Source organism: Endozoicomonas sp. ALB091 (genome assembly GCF_049310265.1).
Classification (GTDB): domain Bacteria; phylum Pseudomonadota; class Gammaproteobacteria; order Pseudomonadales; family Endozoicomonadaceae; genus Endozoicomonas.
In genome coordinates, this window is record NZ_JBLYNQ010000008.1 from 1,442,071 (window position 1) to 1,463,789 (window position 21,719).

Here is a 21,719-nt window from a genome sequence, read left to right on the forward strand (position 1 = left end):
ATTGCTTAAAGGTCGTGGAGTTCGCTCTGTGTTTTAGCGTCTCTCGGCAAAGAGTTTAGCAGAGTGTGATGCTGTTGCTTTATCAGGGCAAATAAAAAACAACTCCGGCTTATACTGGAACTCTTTTTGAAGATCAGTCGTTATTTTCGCAGTTTATGCAGAGTAATACTTCCCGCAGGTATCAATTTCTTCTGGTTTCGTACCAGTATTTCCGTTGACTGCGTAAATTTACAGGTTATGTAACGCAAACAAACATCAATCTGAGTAAGGCGCATTATATTAGATGATATTTCCTGTATTGTTATCAGGGATAATACTGCTTGGGTTGTGGATTTGTGCGTAGGTGGAGTGTTTGTGGTGGAGGGTATTGAAGCAAAAGGCCTGTACTTCTACAGGCCTTCCATCTGAAGTCAGTGTTAAATCATCAGTGAGCTGACTGGCTCAGATTCAGCGGTGCAATCATGTTTTCCGGTTTAAGGATCTCTTTTAGTTGATCTTCGGTCAGCAGGCCTTCTTCCAGCACCAGGTCAACTACACGACGGCCGCTCTTCAGGGCAGTCTTGGCGATGCGGCTGGAGTTTTCGTAGCCGAGGTATGGGTTCAGTGCGGTAACCAGACCAACACTGTCGTCTACGTAGCTCTGGCACACGTCACGGTTGGCGGTAATGCCCTTGATGCACTTCTCAGTCAGCATGTTCATGCCGGCAGACAGCTGCTGGATAGACTCAAGAATCTTGTAAACCAATACTGGTTCAGCGTAGTTCAGCTGCAGCTGCGCGGCCTCAGAAGCCAGGGTTACCACCATGTCGTTACCAATAACGTGGAAAGCGATCTGGTTCATGGCTTCCGGGATAACCGGGTTCACTTTGCCAGGCATGATCGACGAACCAGGCTGCATTTCTGGCAGGTTGATCTCGTTAAAGCCACACAGCGGACCACTGGAGAGCAGACGCAGGTCATTGCTGATTTTGGACAGCTTAACCGCCAGACGTTTCAGGGCGCTGGAGAAAATAACGAATGCACCCATATCAGAAGTGGCTTCCACCAGGTCGCCAGCCAGAATCATTTCCTGACCAGAGATTTCACTCAGGTATTTGATGGCCAGCGGCGCATAACGGCTGTCAGCCGTGATGCCGGTACCGATCGCCGTACCACCCAGGTTCACTTCACGCAGCAGCGCGGCCATTTCACCGATACGCTGAATGTCCTCACCGATGGTGGTGCTGAAAGCACGGAATTCCTGACCCAGGGTCATAGGAACGGCGTCCTGCAACTGGGTGCGACCCATCTTCAGAATGTCGTTGAACTCGTTGGCTTTGACGTCCAAGGCATTTTTCAGGGTCTTGATGGCAACCAGCAGTGACTTGTGCTTGAGCACCATGGCCAGACGCATCGCTGTCGGGTATACGTCGTTGGTAGACTGTGCCATGTTGACGTGGGTGTTCGGGTGCAGGTACTGGTATTCACCACGACGATGTCCCATCAGTTCCAGGGCACGGTTACAGATGACTTCGTTGGCGTTCATGTTGGTGGAAGTACCCGCACCGCCCTGAATCATGTCAACAACAAACTGATCGTGCAGACGACCTTCGATGATCTCATCACAGGCATCAGCAATGGCTTCTACTTTCTGCTGGTCCAGCATGCCCAGATCACGGTTCGCCAGTGCACAGGCTTTCTTGACCATAGCCAGGGCCCGTGGCAGGTTGGCATAGTGGTTCAGCTGAACACCGCTGATCTGGAAGTTTTCAATGGCACGCTGGGTCTGGATGCCATAGTAAACATTTTCCGGAACCGGAGCTTCACCGAGCAGATCATGTTCAATTCGGTATTGGGTAAGGTCTGTCATTTTCTTGGCCTGGGATAGCGCCATACTTGCGCACTGGAGGAAAATCATTAGCCTGCATCGGATAAGCCTGTTTTGCTTGGTAAAAGCAGGCTGGCTAGGTTTAGTCTGTGCCTCTCAATAATTATCAGCAATAAGTGGTACTACCTAACTGAATAAAAGTTATCAAAAAAATAAAAGATGAATGACCTGTATCAATTTTGATCAGTTTTCGTATCTGTGCTTGTGACTGGCAATGAGGGGCGGGTATGCCACACTCAGAGCCTCCAACACCGAGTGTGGTTTAACGTTAAGATTATCGGTAAAGAGTTACCCGACGGTAGTATTGTTCTCTATTTTCCTTAGGGCCTTTGTATTCAGGTTTATAACAGGGGTCAAATGTCGTCTTGGCCCCGAAGCACAGGGAGGCCATATTTGCCATTTCGCTTCTCCCCGTTTCCTCCTGAATAAATCGGAAGATATGACCAAGACCACTTCCTGCACGACAACGGATATTGTGTCTCATATATTGTTGCAATTCTTTATCGCCGCCAAAGTTATTGATGTTATCAAGCCAGTCAGTCAGCGATGCAATACGGTCGTTAACCCGCTGTTCATTGTCGACTATCTCAGTTTGTTTAACGGTGTGTTGCAGGCATAGGATCATCATCTGTCTGGCTAAATTCAGAGCATCCAGCCGCTCCTGTTGAGTTGATCTCAGACCACCACTATGCGGATCTTCAGTGCAATGAAGAAGCGTCCATGTTGCTTCTTCGAGCAGGCGTTCGAACTGTAACATGAACATGAATTTCTGGTTTTTCAGAATGTCATAACATCTGACTTCCTCTTCGAGATTGTTGAAAATTCTACAGGTATGAATATGGCGAAGCAGCTTATTGATGACAGGATTCCGGTTTTCAGGCTTCATTGCTTCAAAAGGGTTGAGTTTTTTTCCCTTCCAGCCAATAACTGAAAATTCTTTAACCGCATCGTTATTACCAGAAGTGGTATCCTGGTGATATTGATATTTATTGATGAGAGCTTCTGCCAGTGACATCACTGAAGATAGATCGGTTAATGACACTTGTTTCATCTCTATGGCAGGTGTCGCTGAAGGTTTGGTTTCGATTAACTTAACCCTGTCGTTTTTCTCAGGAGGATCGGCCTGCAATGCATGGTTACCTGAGGGTGTTATGTGGCTTTCTTCCTCCAGGAATATCAGTTGATTAACCTTTGCATGGCATTGCAACCATAAAGACCGTTCTGCTTCATGGAGTCTGGATTCTGATTTCTCTAATAAAGATTTGATGGTTGCCAGTTTTTCACGATCAGGAGACTGGCAGTGCTCAAGGTAAAACCGGGCCAGTTCAAAGTGCATCGTATCGTCTTTACTGGCAGCATCAACTAATAACCGTTCAGACTTTTCCGGGTCAAGCTGATGGTTAAGGGCAATCATGGCCTTCAGCCAGATAACCATGGGGTTTTGACTATCTAAAGCGACAACTTCTGCTGTGTTGCCGTCAAGGTAAGCAATCAGAGCATCGGAAACATCTGATGCAGTGATTTTTTTTATCTGTTGCCTTACTTGCTCTTCATCTCCAAAGTCAACCAGACCATAAAAGTTTACAAGGATTTTTATCAATAAAAATATGTTTTCCGTGGTTGGAGTTATTTCAATAAGATCAGTAAGAATCTCTATGCTTTTACTGGAAGGAATATTAACTCCGGCAGGATTTAGTGATTTCAGATGAATGACCAGCGATTGCTCTCTCAAGCCAATAAATGCCGGGGTTCGGGCAATGTCAGAGTTTTCAAAGCGATCACAAAGTGATGCGGTGACCGTCGTTAGTCTGGCTCTTGTTTCTCCCGAAACGGATTGATTAATGGACAGTTTGTAAAGTTTGCCCAATGTTTTTGCCAGAAGAACATAAGGCACGAGGTCAGGATCGGCTAATTGTCTGTCGATGATTATCTGAAACAGTTGAAGGGTTGCTTCAGCAATTACAGGCAGTTTGCTATCAGATGGCTGCTCAATAGCGTCTGTTTTCAGCATGCAGCGCATGCTTTCCTGAAACCAGTGATGAAAGTTTTCCTTGTCTGTTTTTGTCAGGAACTCCTTGCTTTTTCTTTGTAATGTACCTGATAAATCAAGCGCTATTGATTTAAGCACTTTTAATTGAGTAACAGGCGTTTGTTCTTTAATCTGCTGGAGTTGCTGGTTTATGCCGGGTTTTCCCGGATGCAGTTCACTTTTGTTTATAACTGTTTGAATGCCATCGGTAATATCTGTATAAGATACTGTGGTCCCAATAATTTTATCCAGCTCATCTTTTCGTCCCTCCTGAACCAGTTTTTGTATTTTTTTTAATCCTTGCATCTCAGCAATATGCTGTCGTTGGTATTCTCTGGGAAGGTGAGCGGTTTCTGATTGCCACTGATTTTTAAGAACCCGGTCAGGAATATGCTGCATAGAGGAAGCCCCCCTGTCATATAGAGCTTTTGCAACTTTCTCTCTTTCTGAGAGGCTGCGGGCAGAAGTGCTCTTGGAGGCTTTTTTGGGTCGATGAATCTCTCGATGCTTATGTCGTGAACGAGGTCCTGATTGAGTGGTGGGAGTCTCAGTGTGAGAACCAATTGAAGAACCTTGAGTTGCTGAAGCCGACTGATTGGCATCCATCTCTGTCACCTTTCCGAGCTATTCTGAGTTCAGATTAGACTCGGATTTGGTCTTATAGTTCTAACATTTGCCGACTTCAGGTAGTTTATTTTGTCCGTTTTGCGTGGCGCTCGCGGTTTTCCAGTTTTTCCCGCTCACTTTTTCTGATCATCACATACAGTGCTCCAGAGCCGCCATGGACTTTCAGTGCGCTGTGAAACGCCAGCACCGCTTCCATCTGGGGTAGCCAGTTGTACAGGTAACTTTTCAGCAGGGCAGGCGGGGTGCTTTTCTCGCCACGCCCATGGGCTATCAAGACGGTACGCAGCTCGTGTTCCCGGCAATCATTGATAAACTGGAAAACCTGTTCCCGGGCTTCCCGGGCGGTTTTGTGGTGCAGGTCAAGGCGTGCCTCAATATCATATTTGCCCAGGCGGAGTTTTTTGAATACGCCTTCCTGTACGCCATCCCGCTTCCAGACCAGAAAGTCATGGGGTTTGACCATCTTCGGGTTGAGCAGGGAGAGAAAATTCGGGTCGGTAAAGGTGTCTTCCGCAGCGGCCTTGCGAATCTCCTGGCCCGGTGTGATCCGCTGAACTCTCTGGGTATCTGCGGTTGCTTTCTGTTTTAACGGGTTTACGCCTTTCATCTCTTTCAGGAAAGCAGAGATGTCATCATTGTCAGAAGAGTTGCCTGATGAATTGTTTGCTGAGTTGCTCATAGCCGGATAACTGACCAAGTGAAACTGTTAATGGCTGAAACAGTGCGACCAGTCTTTCCAGACCGGTTCGAGCCCTTTGGCCCGAATGGCATCTGCCACTGCTTCTGGACGTCGGTTGTCGTCAATGGTGAACTGTTCCAGATCTTCATTGCCCAGGATATTGTCATCCGCATAGCCACCCGGGTGGGTGCTGGAATAGGCGCTCATGGTGGTGATGCCCAGGGGCAGGACATTATCCCGGAACATTGCCGATTCACGGGTGGATAAGGAGAGCTCGGCTTCGGGTTTGAACAGGCGGTAAGCACAGATCAGCTGAACCAGCTGACGGTCAGAAATCACCGATACCGGCTGAAAATCACCTTCACAGGGGCGCAACCGGGGGAAGGAAATGGCGTAGCGGGTGCGCCAGTAGGTCTTTTCCAGGTAATCCAGGTGAGCCGCCACCATGGCTGAGTCGGTTCGCCAGTCTTCCAGGCCAATCAAGGCACCAACGCCGATTTTATCAATGCCCGCCCGTCCCAGTCGGTCAGCGGTTTCCAGACGGTAATTGAAATTCATTTTGCTGCCCCGGAGATGGTATTGCTCATAGGCAGACCGGTGATAGGTTTCCTGGTAAACCAGCACCGCATCAAGGCCAGCTGCCATCAGGGATTGGTAATCTTCCTGATCCAGAGGCTGGACCTCAATACTGATATGGGCAAAGTGTGGCCGCAGCCGCTCAATCACCGATTTGATGTAGCTGACACCCACCGTCCCCGGGGCTTCGCCAGTCACCAGCAGGATATGATCGAAACCCATCTTTTTGATCGCTGCCACTTCCCGGTCCAGCTCGTCCATCTTCAGGGTTTTTCGGCGAATTTTGTTACCGAGACTAAAGCCGCAGTAAGTGCAGATATTGGTGCACTTGTTGGAGAGATAGAGGGGAATAAAGAGCTGCAAAGTATTGCCGAACCGTTGTCGGGTCAGCTGCCTGCTTTTTTGCGCCATGGCTTCCAGGTAGGGCTCTGCTGCCGGGGATATCAGTGCCAGAAACTGCTGATGGTTCAGTCTGGTGCTGTGCAGGGCGTTCTCTACATCCGCAGCGGTCTGGCTGTGGATGGTCATTTTCAGTTCATCCCACTGAAGCTGATTAAAGTGGTCAAGAAAGGTCATCAGGTCCTCTCCTAAAGGTCATCCAGAAAGGCCGTTAACGGGCTGCTGGCCTGAGCCTGTAAAGCGCGCCCACCAAGACCGGCCTGGTAAGCCCTGCGCCCGGCGATAACGGCATCTTTAAAGGCGATGGCCATTTGTACCGGATCACGGGCCACGGCAATGGCGGAATTAACCAGCACGGCATCAGCCCCCATCTCCATGGCCTGGGCCGCATCGGAAGGGCTGCCTATGCCCGCATCAATCACCACCGGTACCGAGCTTTGTTCAATAATGATCTGGATAAACTCTTTGGTCTTCAGACCCAGGTTACTGCCAATGGGGGAACCCAGGGGCATAACGGCGGCAACACCCACTTCCTCCAGGCGTTTGCAGAGAACCGGATCTGCATGGATATAAGGCATGACGGCAAAACCCATGGCACTTAATGTTTCGCAGGCTTTCAGGGTTTCAATGGGGTCTGGCAGAAGGTATTTGGGGTCTGGATGAATTTCGACTTTGACGAAATGGGTGCCGAGGGCTTCTCTGGCCAGCTGGGCTGCGTAAATGGCTTCATCCGCAGTGCGGGCACCTGAGGTGTTTGGCAGCAGGTTCAGGTTGTGCTCCAGCTGTCGGTCGAGAAGAGGCCCGAGGATATTGTCCTGCTGCTCATTCAGGTCAACCCGCTTCAGCGCCATAGTGACCAGTTCACTGCCGGAGGCAATGATGGCATCGGTCATCAATTGGCTGTTACTGAACTTTCCAGTTCCGGTAAACAGTCGTGAAGAAAAGGTTTTATCCGCAATTTCCAGCATGCCAGCCTTACGTTATTTAGTGCGCTTTGGTTTATGTTTGTCTAGCCACCCGCCGTTGCTTTTATCAGCGTAATGTTATCCCCGTCACTCAGCAGATAAGATGCCCACCGGGAGCGGCTGATGATTTTACAATTGACCGCAAGGGCTACGCCTTTTTCCAGGTGGTTCAGTTGCTGTAACAGGGCCTCAACGCTGATAGGGGGCTCCACTGCCATCGGCTGATTGTTTACCGTGATCTGCATGGTCAATTGGGTGCCAGTCCTTTTAAGTTGGCAAGATTCTAAAGAATCCGGGGGGTGTTTGACAAATGATCTGCACAGCCGGGTTGAGGCACAAAGACAAATACTCTTCATTATTGGCGGTGACAACTCTACCCAAGGCAGGGTTCAGCCGTTAGAATTGACCGTTTATTTTCTGTAGCTCATCTGTTTTGGAAACCCCATGGAGAATCTGGATAACACGCTTGATACGCTGGTGGCCAGCGCACTCAGTGCCGTTGAAGCCGTTGCTGACGCCTCAGGTCTGGACGAGATCCGCGTTCAGTTCCTTGGTAAGAAAGGCGAGCTGACCTCTTTGCTCAAGGCCCTTGGCCAGCTCTCCCCTGAGGAGCGACCAAAAGCAGGTGGGCTGATTAACAAGGGCAAGCAGCAGGTTCAGGACGCGATCAACCATAAAAAAGCGTTGCTGGATCAACAGGCCCTGGATGCCCGACTGGCCAGTGAGGCCATTGATGTATCCCTGGCCGGGCGTGGTCAGGTGTTGGGTACTGTTCACCCGATTACCCGTACCATGGAACGGATTGCCGACTATTTCGGTCGCATCGGCTTTACCGTGGAGCAAGGGCCGGAAATCGAAGATGATTACCACAACTTCGAAGCCCTGAATATTCCCGGTCACCATCCGGCCCGTGCCATGCACGACACGTTCTATTTTGACGACACTACTGTACTGAGAACCCACACCTCACCGGTTCAGGTTCGTACCATGGAGCGTTTTGTCAAAAATAACGAGAACCCGCCCATTGCCATTGTTTGCCCGGGTAAGGTGTATCGCTGTGATTCTGACCAGACCCACAGCCCGATGTTCCACCAGGTGGAAGGTCTGTACGTTGCCGAGAAAGTCAGCTTTGCGGACCTGAAAAGTGTTCTGATTGACTTCCTGAGAGTCTTTTTTGAGCGGGATGATCTGCAGGTTCGTTTCCGTCCATCCTACTTCCCGTTCACTGAGCCTTCTGCCGAGGTGGATATTGAGTGGGGCCGTAACGACGATGGCTCGATCAAATGGCTGGAAGTGCTGGGCTGCGGCATGGTGCACCCGGACGTGTTCCGCTACTCCGGGATCGATCCTGAAAAGTACACCGGTTTTGCCTTTGGTATGGGGGTTGAGCGTTTTGCCATGCTGCGTTATGGCGTCAATGACCTGCGCCAGTTCTTTGAGAACGACTTGCGCTTCCTGGATCAGTTCCGTTAGGAGCGGTTGGGACAGCGTCATTTTCAAACGTTTAAGAACAGACGGTTTTAGCAGGATTGAGTAAATAGCATGAAATTCAGTGAAAAGTGGTTGCGGCAGTGGGTCAATATTGAGGTCGATACCCAGGCGCTGGTGGATAAAATCACCATGGCCGGTCTGGAGGTTGACGAGGTTGAAGCCGTTGCCGGTGAGTTTACCGGTGTCGTTATTGGTGAAATTGTGGCCTGTGAGCAGCACCCGGACGCCGATAAGCTGCGGGTGACTCAGGTCAGTACCGGCAGTGAGTCTTTCCAGGTGGTGTGTGGTGCCCCTAATGCCCGGGTGGGTATCAAGGTTCCCTTTGCCACCGTGGGTGCCGTATTGCCCGGCAACTTCAAAATCAAAAAAGCCAAATTGCGCGGTGTTGAATCCTTCGGCATGCTCTGTGCCGAAGAAGAGCTCGGCATGGCCGAGTCTTCCGATGGTTTGATGGAGCTGCCTCTGGATGCCCCGGTTGGCCAGAATATTCGTGAATACCTGTCTCTGGACGACAAGATCATCGATGTGGACCTGACCCCTAATCGCGGTGACTGTCTGAGCATCGCCGGTCTGGCCCGTGAAGTCAGCGCAAACTTTCTGGCGGATGTGACAGAAGAGCAGATAGTGGAAGTGGCACCCGCCATTGATGATACCTTCCCGGTTCATATTGATGCTCCACAGGGCTGCCCGCGCTATGTTGGCCGGGTTATTCGTAACGTGGACGTTTCCCGTTCTGCGCCATTGTGGCTCACTGAGCATCTGCGCCGCTCCGGTGTCCGCTCCATTGACCCGGTGGTGGATGTCACCAACTACGTCATGTTGGAACTGGGTCAGCCTATGCACGGCTTTGACCTGAATACGCTCTCTGGCAGCATTCATGTGCGCATGGCGGAGGCTGGCGAGAAGCTGACCCTGCTGGATGGTCAGGAAGTCACACTGAACGACAACACACTGGTCATTGCTGATGAGCAGAAGGCTCTGGCGATTGCCGGGGTGATGGGGGGAGAAGGTTCCGGCGTCAGTGACCAGACCCGTCATATCTTCCTGGAAAGCGCATTCTTTGATCCGATTACCATTGCCGGTAAGGCCCGTTCCTATGGCTTGCACACGGACTCTTCCCACCGCTTTGAACGGGGTGTGGATTTCCAGCTGCAGAACAACGCGGTTGAACGTGCCACGGCCCTGATCGTCGAGATTTGTGGCGGTGAACCGGGTCCGGTAACGGAAGTGGCCAGCGAAGCCCACCTGCCTGCTCTGCGTGAAGTGACACTGCGTTCTGAAAAAGTGACGTCACTGCTGGGTATGGCCATCGAAAACCGTCATATCGAAGCATTACTGTCGCGCCTGGGTCTGGGCTTAACGCTTGTTGAAGAGACCGATGACCAGGCATGCTGGACGGTGTCTGTCCCCAGCTGGCGCTTTGATATTGCCATCGAAGAAGATCTGGTGGAAGAGCTTGGCCGAATTTACGGCTACAACAATCTGCCTGAGAGCACGCCGACAGCGATGTTAAAGATGAAACAGGTGGACGAGTCCCGGGTTCATGAATCAGACATTCGTCGTGTACTGACGGCCCGTGGTTATCAGGAGGCGGTGTGCTTCAGCTTTATCGCTCCGGAACTGCACCGGCTGTTTGATCCTCAGCGTGAGCCTGTTGCCCTGTCCAACCCGATTGCCAGCGATCTGTCCGTGATGCGCACAACGTTGCTGCCAGGACTGGTTAAAACCGCTGGCTACAACCTGAATCGTCAGCAAAGCCGGGTTCGTCTGTTTGAAACAGGTCTGACCTTTATCAGGGAAAAGGGCAAAGACGGCGATGAACTTAAACAGGAGCCAATGCTGGCGGCCCTGATTACTGGCAGCCGTCATCCACAAAGCTGGCAGGGTAAGGCTGAAGCTGTTGACTTCTTTGACCTGAAAGGCGATTTCGAAGCGGTCTTAGCCCTGGGGCAGGCCGGTAATGAGTTTGTGTTCCGCAAGGGCGAGCATGCTGCCATGCATCCTGGCCAGTGTGCCGAAATTGTTCGTGCTGGCAAAGTGATTGGTCATATTGGGGCCTTGCACCCATCGCTGGCAAAGACGATGGATATGCCCGCTGCGGTTTACCTGGTTGAGCTCAGCCTGAAAGCGGTGACTGAAGGCCAAGTTACCCGTTTTGCAGCCCTGTCGAAGTATCCTGAAGTTCGCCGTGACCTGGCACTGGTGGTTAATGCCGCCACTGCTGCTGGCGATATTGAACGGGTAATTGCCAGTGAAGCCGGTGAACTGTTGCGCCGGGTCAATACTTTTGATGTTTATGCCGGTCAGGGTATTGAAGCAGGGTTCAAGAGCCTGGCCATGGGCTTGACCTTACAGCATCCTTCCCGCACTCTAAAGGATGACGAGGTTAATGAGCTGGTTGACCGTGTTGTTGCCCGCTTGAAACAGGACTTCGATGCCAGCCTGCGTCAGTAAACGCCAGTCAATGGCCTCAGAGTGAATAATAAGATCATGGTAATAGCCTGTTATCTTTCTTTCAGAAAACCCGATACAGCTATTACCATGGGAAAAACAAAAAAGGGGATTGGTTCATGGGAGCCCTGACGAAAGCCGATATGGCCGAGCGACTGAATGAAGAGCTTGGCCTTAACAAACGCGAAGCCAAAGAGATGGTCGAGCTGTTTTTTGAGGAAATTCGCCAGTCTCTCGAAAAAAACCAATCGGTGAAACTGTCCGGCTTTGGTAACTTTGATTTGCGCGATAAACGTCAAAGACCAGGCCGGAACCCGAAAACGGGAGAGGAAATCCCGATCACCCCACGACGTGTGGTGACCTTCAAACCCGGTCAGAAACTCAAGGCGAGAGTGGAAACCTATGCAGGACATGGAACTCAGGACGAGTGATCTGCCAGCTATCCCTGGCAAACGCTACTTTACCATTGGCGAAGTCAGTGAGCTCTGTTTGGTTAAGTCTCATGTGCTGCGCTATTGGGAGCAGGAATTTCCCCAACTGTCACCGGTTCGTCGAGGTAATCGGCGCTATTACCGCCATGAGGACGTACAGCTGGTTCGACAGATCCGCAGTCTTTTATACGATCAGCGCTTTACCATCGATGGAGCCCGCACGCAGCTGAAGCGACATGCGGTTAAGCGACAAACGTTTGATTATCGTACTGAAATAGCGCAGGCAATATCGGAATTAGAAGCAGTTGTTGATATTTTGTCCTGAGCTAAATGATTTGGAACAGGCAATCACTTCATCCGAAGAAGTAGCTGAGTGGTGGTTTTTCCCAGGGCGGAATCCAGGATACTGGATCAATGAGAAAGGTGATGTCTTGCAAGTAATATTTTTCCCAGAGACTATCACAGCCATGATAACGTTTTTGCTTTAAGAGCCTGGGATTGTCTTTCAATTTCTGGATGTTATCCAATCCAAGTTTCAGCGCAATAAGTTCTTCGGGTGTGTTGCCATTTCTATCTTTATTATCACGTGTTGTTGTCGGTAATCTCTCCGGGAAATCGTGGTAACGGTAGCCATGTTTTCTTGCCAAAGCGCAATTTATATTGTCGGTTGTTTCCATTTGCTCCCGTTGCAGATATTCGAAAACTTCATGATCATCCTGCTCCACAGCACAATGAAGCAAAGTTTTCTGGTCTTCTGATTTGTGAAATAAATACGCTCGGTAATGTTCACTCCCCATGAAATGACTGCAAAGCTCACGTACTACTTTAAGACTGCTGTGACTTGCCGCCAGACTAAACAGGCTATTGCGTTTGTCGTTCGTGGTATTTGCCAGTTTACCCAATTTTCTGAGTGCTTCCATAAGGGTGAGTGCCCCTTCATTCCAGCCGGTCAAAAGGGCAAAGTGCAAGGCCGTGTCGTGGTTCATGGCAATTGGCAGGATATTTCTAATCTCGCCAGGGTCCTCCAGTCGTGCAGCATTAGCAGCGATAGCCGCAGTGACAGAGATAGTAGTAGTGATAGTAATGGAATCGGGAGTAGAAGACGTAGTGGTAGTAGAACAAGACGCCGTGTGTTGATCAATGCGACTCCGGCAGACATCATTCTTGAGAGCGAGCTGTAAGAGCTTCATATCACCTGCGAGACAGGCAATGTGCAATGGGGTTAAATCACAAGGGAGATCCCAGTCGTTTAATCCACCTTCAGCACTTTTTAATAGTCCAGCAACCACCTGAGCCTTTTCGACCAGCATTTTAATGTCTGTCAACTCCGTAAAGACCTTGGCAACCTCACTGCTGGAAGACCCGTTTGTTGGTATAACCTTCAATCCTTCGGATTGCGTCTCCTGGGCTGCTGAAGACGGAAAAGACGGATTAATTTGAGAAGTATTGACATCCATAACAAGGTGACCTCGAACGTGTACCTGCGTAATTTGAATACACGACCGGCACAAAGTTCCTCACTACAATCAAAAATTTCCCATCACTTATTTACCAGGGGTGAAGAGTAGAACGTGGAGATGTTCTGTGATAAACCGGAAAGCCATGGCAATCGATTCTGCCTGGTCAGAAATTACTTCGGAACAGGCAGTGACTGATCACTTCATACGAGGTTGCATGATCTAAACGGCGAAATCCAGGATATAGGCTGCATTAAACCAGTAATGTCTTGCAAGTAGTAATTTAGCCAGGGGTTTTTATTGTCACTAAAACGTACTTCCTCTACAAGTTTGGGATTGTCATGAAATTGCTGGATATAACGCAGACCAGCTTTCATTGCGGCAAGTTTCTCGGGTGTATTACCATTTCTATCTTTATCAGCACGCGTTGTTCTCGGGAGCATCCGGAGCTGGTTGTCCTGATCATTCGCCGAACCTGCGATCATTTCTCTGGTTGCGGACATTTGCTGATCTTGCAGATAGTTGAAAACTTCCGGACCATTCTGGTCTACTGCACAATGAAGCAAGGTTCTCTGGTGTTCTGATTTGTGAAACAGATACTCCCGATAATTTTCACTCGCCTTGAAAGAATCGCAAAGCCCACGAACAACTTCAAGACTGCTGTGACTTGCCGCCAGACTGAGCAGGCTTTCGCCTCTGTCGTTAATCGTGTTTTTCAGTTTATCCTGAACATCAAGCTCTTCGATAAGCGTTAATGCTCCTTTGTCCCAGCCGGTCAGCAGGGCAAAATGCAAAGCCGTGTCGTGGTTCGTGGCAATTGGCCGTTGATCACCAACTTCGTTATTGCCCTCTGGTGATGCAGTTGCTGCATTGGCAGTAGTTTCATTTGCAGTAGCATCAACATCAGTATCAGCAGATGTTTGCTGATCAATGTGCTCCTGGCAAAAATCATCCAGCATTGCGAGTTTTAACAGTTCCATATCACCAGCAAGACAGGCAATATGCAACGGGGTTAAATTACAGGGAAACTCCCAGTCGTTTAATTTACCGTCAGGATCTTTTAATTGTCTGGCAACCGCCTTGGCTTTTTCGACCAGCGTTTCTGTGTCTGTCAACTTCGGGAAGACTTTAGCCATCTCACTGCAGGATGGCTCTGTTGCTGGTATGGCTTCCACTCCTTCGTGTTGCTTCTCCTGAACTGGTGAAGCTGGAACTTGCCGTATAATTTGAGAACCAGTGACATTCATAACAAAGTGACCTCGGACATGAGCCTGCGTTGTTTGAACACCTGATCGATACAAAGTTCCTGACCAAAACCGAAAAAAAACTTTTCATCACCCATTCACCGGGGTTGAAGCGTCGAACCTGAAGTCAGCCTTCCAGCGATCAATGGCCACAATGGCATTGGCCGGATCTGAAATGGGAAATTCTGTTATGCAGTCCCAACAGTTTCAAGACCTTCTTAATGCATATCACAGCCCTTGTAGGAACTCTTCCATCCAGTCATCGTTGTTGACCAGTTCTGACTCTGTCGCCAATGAATCCAATGTCGCCAATGAATCAAAATCCCATTCCACTATTTCATCAAGCCCAAGTGGGTCTCTTCTCCTTTTCTCGCTGGCTTCATTCCATTCTTTCCGTGTTTCTGAATCCACTGCGTAGCTCATTTTGCAGATAGCAGTGCTTAATTCAACATAAGTCATTCGGCTTCGGTGGGGTTCCAGCAGTTCAAGTTCTGCATTTCCCAATTCGCGAAAACGATCCAGAGCTTCCATTGCCGCGTCAAAGTCAGATAGCGGCCCTTGAATGCGACTGTTGGCAACCTGGTTCCCTTGAGTTGGTATGCCTGCCCTTGCTGGAAGTCCTTGCTGAGGGATTGATGTTACTACTGGCGTTTTTGCTGCCTCAATCTGTTCCAACTTTGCAACCACCGCTTTCTTAACGAGGTCTGGAACAATGCCGTCTTTATCATCTTTGATAACCGGGCTGAGTGCCGTGCATAAACGGGCGTTTAGCTGGCCGCTGCTGGCATAGTGTTCAAGAGATGACCAGACCGCAGGCTTTAATGGTTTATTGCAATTGATTAGACTGATAATCAGAGAGGGTGCCACCAGGTATGGTATTTTTTTAGGCTCGGCTTTCTTGGGCTCTTTGGTTCTCGCTTTCATTTGGGCTAATTTTGCCTCAAGCCTGATCGCATAGAGATCGCGCTTGTCCTGAGGCTTTTTATACCATTGTTCTGTGAACTCGGTTGCCTTGAAAAAGGCGGTTAACTGTTGCAATGTCCAGTTCTTGATAACAAAGCCGGTATCTCTGAGGGTAAACTCTGGATTTTGGAGTACAACCGGATCGCCATCGGCTGGCAAAACGGTTAGTCTTTGATTCTTGAATTGATATTCTGTTTGTTCAAGCTCAATTAACATGGCCGTGATAAAGCGCCACAGGCGTTCCTGGCCCGACATGGCGGGATCACCACCGACCATCACCCCTCTTTTATCATCTGTTGACACTCGGTTTGAAAAGCAGAGATCCGGTATTTTCTCTGGTTCAGGTAGAGAGTGGTTTGTGAGCAGCATTCCTGCCAGCAACCGTTGCTGAATCGTGACATCTGGAGCGGTTTCAGGTGTAGCCTGATAGTCAAGGCAGGCATCCATGAATTGCTGCATTTTGTGTTGTCCAAGCACCCGATGTAACCCGCGCCACTGTGAGATGGTGGGCAAGGTTTTGAATAGCTCATCCATCTTATCCGCGTATTTTGAGCGGTTATCTTCTGATTGTTGCCAGAGAATCTCCAGCATCGTGCGTTTGGATTGCGTGAAGTCAAATCGCTGGCCAAGCTGTTGGCAAAGTGGTTTTAATGCATACCACTGTTCCTGAGTCGGGGCTGGCTTCAGGTTTCTGCAAAGTTCAAGGTATTCCTGCCTCTCAGATTCAGGGAGTTGCGTTAGTGCAAATTTTGTTAAAGCCAGTGGTGCAGGAATGGATAATGCCTTAGTGAGTACTCCTTTGCCGCGTGGATTTTCACGATATTTTTCAATCCAGAACTGGATGCCAGTTCCTCCATGGATAGCCAATATCGGTAGCAATGATTTCAGCGCAGCACGAACAGCCACTCTGTCATTTCGAGGACTCTTGTGGGCAGCCAGATATTGTTGGAATTCGGCAATTTTCATGCGCCATTTTGCGGGCCCAGAGAAGAACAGAGCCAGTGCTTTCATTTGACTCGATTCTAAAAGATCTTCATCACTATTGTCGTCGCCATGTTCAGTGGTACAACCATGCTGATTAAGACATTGGCGAAGTGTTTTCTCATTTTCAGTCAGCTTTTCTCCTGAGGGCAAACCAAAACTGGCAAATATTCGGAAAGAAAGTTTCAGAATATTCTTATTTTCATCCGAGGGTAGCCATTGAACGAACGCCTCCACCTTCGCTTTGTCGGGCAAGCCTTTGCCATGACACATGGAGGAAAAGGCCCGCAGCAGTTCCAGGCTGAATTCGCCGTTCACCTTCCAGCACTCCCACGCCACGAACGCTTCCACCTTCGCTTTGTCGGGCAAGCCCCTACTGCTCATCATGGAGGAAAAGGCCCGCAGCAGTTCCAGGCTGAATTCGCCGTTCACCTTCCAGCACTCCCACGCCACGAACACTTCCACCTTCGCTTTGTCGGGCAAGCCTTTGCCATGACACATGGAGGAAAAGGCCCGCAGCAGTTCCAGGCTGAATTCGCCGTTCACCTTCCAGCACTCCCACGCCACGAACGCTTCCACCTTCGCTTTGTCGGGCAAGCCTTTGCCATTACACATGGAGGAAAAGGCCCGCAGCAGTTCCAGGCTGAATTCGCCGTTCACCTTCCAGCACTCCCACGCTTTGAGCGTTTCCACCTTCGCTTTGTCGGGCAAGCCTTTGCCATGACACATGGAGGAAAAGGCCCGCAGCAGTTCCAGGCTGAATTCGCCGTTCACCTTCCAGCACTCCCACGCCACGAACACTTCCACCTTCGCTTTGTCGGGCAAGCCTTTGCCATTACACATGGAGGAAAAGGCTCGCAGCAGTTCCAGGCTGAATTCGCCGTTCACCTTCCAGCACTCCCACGCCACGAACGCTTCCACCTTCGCTTTGTCGGGCAAGCCCCTAATGCTCATCATGGAGGAAAAGGCCCGCAGCAGTTCCAGGCTGAATTCGCCGTTCACCTTCCAGCACTCCCACGCTTTGAGCGTTTCCACCTTCGCTTTGTCGGGCAAGCCTTTGCCATGACACATGGAGGAAAAGGCCCGCAGCAGTTCCAGGCTGAATTCGCCGTTCACCTTCCAGCACTCCCACGCCACGAACGCTTCCACCTTCGCTTTGTCGGGCAAGCCCCTACTGCTCATCATGGAGGAAAAGGCCCGCAGCAGTTCCAGGCTGAACTCGCCGTTCACCTTCCAGCACTCCCACGCTTTGAGTGCTTTCACCTTCGCTTTGTCGGGCAAGCCTTTGCCATGACACATGGAGGAAAAGGCCCGCAGCAGTTCCAGGCTGAATTCGCCGTTCACCTTCCAGCACTCCCACGCCACGAACGCTTCCACCTTCGCTTTGTCGGGCAAGCCCCTGGTGCTCATCATGGAGGAAAAGGCCCGCAGCAGTTCCAGGCTGAATTCGCCGTTCACCTTCCAGCACTCCCACGCTTTGAGCGCTTCCACCTTCGCTTTGTCGGGCAAGCCTTTGCCATGACACATGGAGGAAAAGGCCCGCAGTAGTTCCAGGCTGAATTCGCCGTTCACCTTCCAGCACTCCCACGCTTTGAGCGCTTCCACCTTCGCTTTGTCGGGCAAGCCTTTGCCATGACACATGGAGGAAAAGGCCCGCAGCAGTTCCAGGCTGAATTCGCTGTTCACCTTCCAGCACTCCCACGCCACGAACGCTTCCACCTTCGCTTTGTCGGGCAAGCCTTTGCCATTACACATGGAGGAAAAGGCCCGCAGCAGTTCCAGGCTGAATTCGCCGTTCACCTTCCAGCACTCCCACGCCACGAACGCTTCCACCTTCGCTTTGTCGGGCAAGCCTTTGCCATGACACATGGAGGAAAAGGCCCGCAGCAGTTCCAGGCTGAATTCGCCGTTCACCTTCCAGCACTCCCACGCCACGAACGCTTCCACCTTCGCTTTGTCGGGCAAGCCCCTACTGCTCATCATGGAGGAAAAGGCCCGCAGCAGTTCCAGGCTGAATTCGCCGTTCACCTTCCAGCACTCCCACGCCACGAACGCTTCCACCTTCGCTTTGTCGGGCAAGCCCCTACTGCTCATCATGGAGGAAAAGGCCCGCAGCAGTTCCAGGCTGAATTCGTCGTTCACCTTCCAGCACTCCCACGCCACGAACGCTTCCACCTTCGCTTTGTCGGGCAAGCCTTTGCCATTACACATGGAGGAAAAGGCCCGCAGCAGTTCCAGGCTGAATTCGCCGTTCACCTTCCAGCACTCCCACGCTTTGAGCGCTTCCACCTTCGCTTTGTCGGGCAAGCCTTTGCCATTACACATGGAGGAAAAGGCCCGCAGCAGTTCCAGGCTGAATTCGCCGTTCACCTTCCAGCACTCCCACGCTTTGAGCGCTTCCACCTTCGCTTTGTCGGGCAAGCCTTTGCCGTTACACATGGAGGCAATCTGTTTCAAGCATGGGTTAGCAGCAACCGCCTGAATGTTTTCCTCGCTTTCTTCTGCAAACTTTTTTATCTGAGTCTTCGAATTGAGCATGCTGGTAAGGCAGCTGGTATTTGTAATCTGCTGGGGATTTACAGCTAAGAAGAACGTGTTGGCCTTGGCAAAATAGCCTTTGAAAGTCTGAGAATCTTTAACAATGCTGAAGTTTTTTAACTTGGAAAAGAGGGAATGTGCGGGCGGCTTTCCCCTGTCTCGCGCTAACTGGATTTTCCTGTCTTTGAGGTTTTTCAGAAGAGTCCCGGCATGCGTTAATATTGCTTGAATTGCTTGATTATTTAAATGTGTTCGCAGTTCATTTTGCTGGCTTACAGAAAATTCTGAAATTGATGTTTCACTGTTAATTTCTGTAGTGAGCGGTACATCCTTCATTGGTTCAGGCATGACCTGCACCATCGCTGAGGTATGTTCATTGCCAGTTAATAGCCTGTTGTCGCTGGTTGTTGGTAGATTTATTGATATCCCCGGAAGCGTGGAAGCTGCGTCAGCAGACATGGCCGTGTCAGTCTCCATTGGCTCCGGATTACCCTGAACCGAAGTCGAAGAAGAGCGCTCAATACACGAGTTATTGCCAGTAACACGCCTGAGCTTTATGGGGGAAATGGTCCCGGATTCAGGTTGCTGTTGATGCGGTGGCAACGCTCCAGTGTCCGTTGTTGTCTTTTCAATCTGGCGACCTGCCATGCTCCGCTTTCTTTTGCGTTTGTGGCTGGTTGACGGCTCGTCTCTTCCAGCTGCAGTAGATGTTAACCTGGATACAGTATCTGCGGTTGCTGAGGAGGAAGGTGACTGCATGGTTTGTTTGGAGGTCCTCCCTGTTTCCAGTTGGAGAATCGTTTGGGTGAAAGTCTCATACTGACTGTATTTTCAGGGTTTGCGCTCCACGCAATCCCCCATAGCAACAAATTTCGTCCGGCCTGATATGGGGTAACGGCCAAACACCGGTATGATGTTTACTGAAATACTACACCGTTCCAGTGAGAGGCCGCCCCGATGGAAGTATGTCAGCCGTTGGCGAAAACCGCTAATACTTGCCACGCTCTTGAGCAGCTCGAACTCATGTTGATTCGCCTGCGCCAGCATCATAATTCGATCCGGCACTTTGAAGATTATGAAAACCAGGTCCATGCTCTTTTTGCTCAGGCAAAGTGTGAGGTTCTTGCAAATGATCTGGCTTCACTCGACGTCGATGCACCAGTCATTGAGTTCAATGGCACCTGCTATCACCGGGCATTGCGTTGTTCTGCAACTTATCAGTCAGCTGTCGGCCCTATCCGGGTTGCCCGTACACTGTACCGGCATGGCAAAGAAAGCTGGGACCATATATGACACCGGTTTTTGGTGGTTTGACTTTCTTCTTGATATTCGCTTCCGGTTTCCTCTAATTTCAGGTAGGCACCAATTTAACCAGCGTATGTTGCCATTTTAACCGTAAAATGCTTGAGTCAGGGCAACTGGTTTATCCTTGTAGGAACTCTTCCATCCAGTCATTGTTGTTGACCCGTTCTGACTCGGTCGCAAATAAATCAAAATCCGGCGACAATAAATCAGAATCCGATTCCCAAATGTCAATGTCAATTTCGTTCAGCCCAAGAGGGTCTTTTTTTCTGCATTCTAAGGCTGAATGCCAGGCGTTTTGTGTCTGTTTATCCACATCATAATGGTTGATCTTTTGGAGAACACTTATTAACTGCGGAAGTATCATCTCTTTCCGATAGGGTTCCAATAGTTCAAGTTCTCTATTCCCCAATATCGGAAAACGATCCAGCTCTTCCATTGCCGCTTCAAAGGTAAATTTCGGCCCTTGAATGCTCCTGGTGGAATCCTGATCCCAAGGGGGGGGCGTGCTTGCAGGAGGTTGTTGCAGAGCGATTGCTGTTACTACGGGTGTTTTTGTTGTCTCAATCTGTACCAACTTTTCAGCCACTGCATTTTTAACGAGCTCAGGAACAACACCATCATTATCATTTCGGATAACCGGGCTGAGCGCCTTACATAAACTTGTGGTTAGCTGGCCGTTGCTGGCATAGTGTTCCAGAGATGACCACACCGCTGGCTTTAATGGTTTTTTGTATTTGATGATATTGATAATCATGGAAGGTGACAGCAGAAATGCTGCTTTTTTAGGCTCAGCTTTCCTGGTCTCTTTGGTTCTTGCTTTCATTTGGGCTAATTTTGCCTCAAGCCTGATCGCATAGGGCTCCCGTTTGTCCTGAGGCTTTTCATACCATTGTTCTGTGAATTCAGTTGCCTTGAAAAAGGCGGTCAACTGTTCCAATGTCCAGTTCTTTATAACAAGGCCAGTATCCGTGAGGGTAAAATCCGGTTTTTGGAGTACAACCGGTTCACCATCGGTTGGCATGACAGTAAGCTTTTGATTCCTGAATTGATACTCTGTTTGTTTAAGCTCGAACAGTATGGCCGTGATAAAGTACCACAGGCGTTCCTGGCCCAACATGACGTGATCACCATCAACAACTACGCCTCTTTCATCATCAGTTGACACCCGGTTTGAAAAGCAGAGATCCGGTATATCGATGTGTTCAGGCAGATAGTGGTTTGTCAGTAACATTCCTTCCAGCAACCGTTGCTGAATCGTGACATCAGGAGCAGTTTCAGGTGCAGCCTGATAGTCAAGACAGGCATCCATGAATTGCTGCATTTTGTGTTGTCCAAGCACCCGATGTAACCCGCGCCACTGTGAGACGGTGGGCAAGGTTTTGAATAGCTCATCCATCTTATCCGCGTATTTTGAGCGGTTATCTTCTGATTGTTGCCAGAGAATCTCCAGCATCGTGCGTTTAGATTGCGTGAAGTCAAATTGCTGGCCAAGCTGTTGGCAAAGTGGTTTTAATGCATACCACTGTTCCTGAGTTGGGGCTGGCTTCAGGTTTCTGCAAAGTTCAAGGTATTCCTGCATCTCAGATTCAGGGAGTTGCGTTAGTGCAAATTTTGTTAAAGCCAATGGTGCAGGAATGGATAATGTTTTAGTGAGTACTCCTTTGCCGCGTGGATTTTCACGATATTTTTCAATCCAGAACTGGATACCAGTTCCTC

General features: G+C 49.8%; 15 protein-coding genes. 5 read left to right on the top strand and 10 right to left on the bottom strand.

Annotated elements, in window-relative coordinates; translation table 11 throughout:
• Nucleotides 1–424: 424 nt before the first annotated feature.
• The 6 genes from aspA to thiS form a co-directional block, all read right to left on the bottom strand.
• Nucleotides 425–1,849, bottom strand: a complete 1,425-nt coding sequence (aspA, locus tag ACO6UX_RS22500; RefSeq protein WP_422450519.1) for an aspartate ammonia-lyase — start codon at nucleotides 1,847–1,849, stop codon at nucleotides 425–427.
• A 292-nt stretch (nucleotides 1,850–2,141) separates the two neighbouring features.
• Nucleotides 2,142–4,502, bottom strand: a complete 2,361-nt coding sequence (locus ACO6UX_RS22505) for a hypothetical protein (RefSeq protein ID WP_422450520.1) — start codon at nucleotides 4,500–4,502, stop codon at nucleotides 2,142–2,144.
• Nucleotides 4,503–4,587: 85 nt separating this feature from the next.
• The gene (smrA, locus tag ACO6UX_RS22510) at nucleotides 4,588–5,202 is read right to left on the bottom strand and encodes a DNA endonuclease SmrA (RefSeq protein WP_422450521.1); all 615 of its coding nucleotides are present in this window, start codon (nucleotides 5,200–5,202) and stop codon (nucleotides 4,588–4,590) included.
• 27 nt (nucleotides 5,203–5,229) lie between these two features.
• Nucleotides 5,230–6,354, bottom strand: coding sequence for a 2-iminoacetate synthase ThiH (thiH, locus tag ACO6UX_RS22515; RefSeq protein WP_422450522.1), 1,125 nt, complete (start codon nucleotides 6,352–6,354; stop codon nucleotides 5,230–5,232).
• 11 nt (nucleotides 6,355–6,365) lie between these two features.
• The gene (locus tag ACO6UX_RS22520) at nucleotides 6,366–7,145 is read right to left on the bottom strand and encodes a thiazole synthase (RefSeq protein ID WP_422450523.1); all 780 of its coding nucleotides are present in this window, start codon (nucleotides 7,143–7,145) and stop codon (nucleotides 6,366–6,368) included.
• A gap of 41 nt (nucleotides 7,146–7,186) precedes the next feature.
• Nucleotides 7,187–7,387: a sulfur carrier protein ThiS gene (thiS, locus tag ACO6UX_RS22525; RefSeq protein WP_422450524.1), complete on the bottom strand. Its 201-nt coding sequence runs from the start codon at nucleotides 7,385–7,387 to the stop codon at nucleotides 7,187–7,189.
• 199 nt (nucleotides 7,388–7,586) lie between these two features.
• Here thiS and pheS point away from each other — a divergent pair, with 199 nt between their 5' ends.
• The 4 genes from pheS (at nucleotide 7,587) to ACO6UX_RS22545 (ending at nucleotide 11,840) form a co-directional block, all read left to right on the top strand.
• Nucleotides 7,587–8,615 carry a phenylalanine--tRNA ligase subunit alpha gene (gene pheS, locus ACO6UX_RS22530; RefSeq protein ID WP_422450525.1) on the top strand — a complete coding sequence of 343 codons (1,029 nt, stop codon included), beginning with the start codon at nucleotides 7,587–7,589 and terminating at the stop codon, nucleotides 8,613–8,615.
• Nucleotides 8,616–8,684: 69 nt separating this feature from the next.
• On the top strand, nucleotides 8,685–11,087 hold the full coding sequence (gene pheT, locus ACO6UX_RS22535; protein ID WP_422450526.1) for a phenylalanine--tRNA ligase subunit beta: 2,403 nt from the start codon (nucleotides 8,685–8,687) through the stop codon (nucleotides 11,085–11,087).
• Nucleotides 11,088–11,203: 116 nt separating this feature from the next.
• Nucleotides 11,204–11,515: an integration host factor subunit alpha gene (ihfA, locus tag ACO6UX_RS22540; RefSeq protein ID WP_101747798.1), complete on the top strand. Its 312-nt coding sequence runs from the start codon at nucleotides 11,204–11,206 to the stop codon at nucleotides 11,513–11,515.
• The gene (locus ACO6UX_RS22545) at nucleotides 11,496–11,840 is read left to right on the top strand and encodes a MerR family transcriptional regulator (protein WP_422450527.1); all 345 of its coding nucleotides are present in this window, start codon (nucleotides 11,496–11,498) and stop codon (nucleotides 11,838–11,840) included. Before ihfA ends, ACO6UX_RS22545 begins: the two co-directional genes overlap by 20 nt.
• Nucleotides 11,841–11,868: 28 nt before the next feature.
• Here the strand turns inward: ACO6UX_RS22545 and ACO6UX_RS22550 are convergent, their stop codons facing one another.
• The 3 genes from ACO6UX_RS22550 to ACO6UX_RS22560 form a co-directional block, all read right to left on the bottom strand.
• Nucleotides 11,869–12,972, bottom strand: coding sequence for a hypothetical protein (locus tag ACO6UX_RS22550; RefSeq protein ID WP_422450528.1), 1,104 nt, complete (start codon nucleotides 12,970–12,972; stop codon nucleotides 11,869–11,871).
• Between the two features lie 203 nt (nucleotides 12,973–13,175).
• Nucleotides 13,176–14,219 carry a hypothetical protein gene (locus ACO6UX_RS22555; protein ID WP_422450529.1) on the bottom strand — a complete coding sequence of 348 codons (1,044 nt, stop codon included), beginning with the start codon at nucleotides 14,217–14,219 and terminating at the stop codon, nucleotides 13,176–13,178.
• Nucleotides 14,220–14,444: 225 nt separating this feature from the next.
• Complete coding sequence (locus ACO6UX_RS22560) at nucleotides 14,445–19,346, bottom strand: hypothetical protein (protein WP_422450530.1); 4,902 nt, start codon at nucleotides 19,344–19,346, stop codon at nucleotides 14,445–14,447.
• A gap of 309 nt (nucleotides 19,347–19,655) precedes the next feature.
• On the opposite strand from ACO6UX_RS22560, the gene ACO6UX_RS22565 reads away from it, so the two are divergent.
• Nucleotides 19,656–19,991, top strand: a complete 336-nt coding sequence (locus tag ACO6UX_RS22565; RefSeq protein WP_422450531.1) for a hypothetical protein — start codon at nucleotides 19,656–19,658, stop codon at nucleotides 19,989–19,991.
• Nucleotides 19,992–20,121: 130 nt separating this feature from the next.
• Here ACO6UX_RS22565 and ACO6UX_RS22570 read toward each other — a convergent pair.
• The coding region (locus ACO6UX_RS22570; protein WP_422450532.1) for a hypothetical protein at nucleotides 20,122–21,719 on the bottom strand (1,598 nt) is incomplete at its 5' end.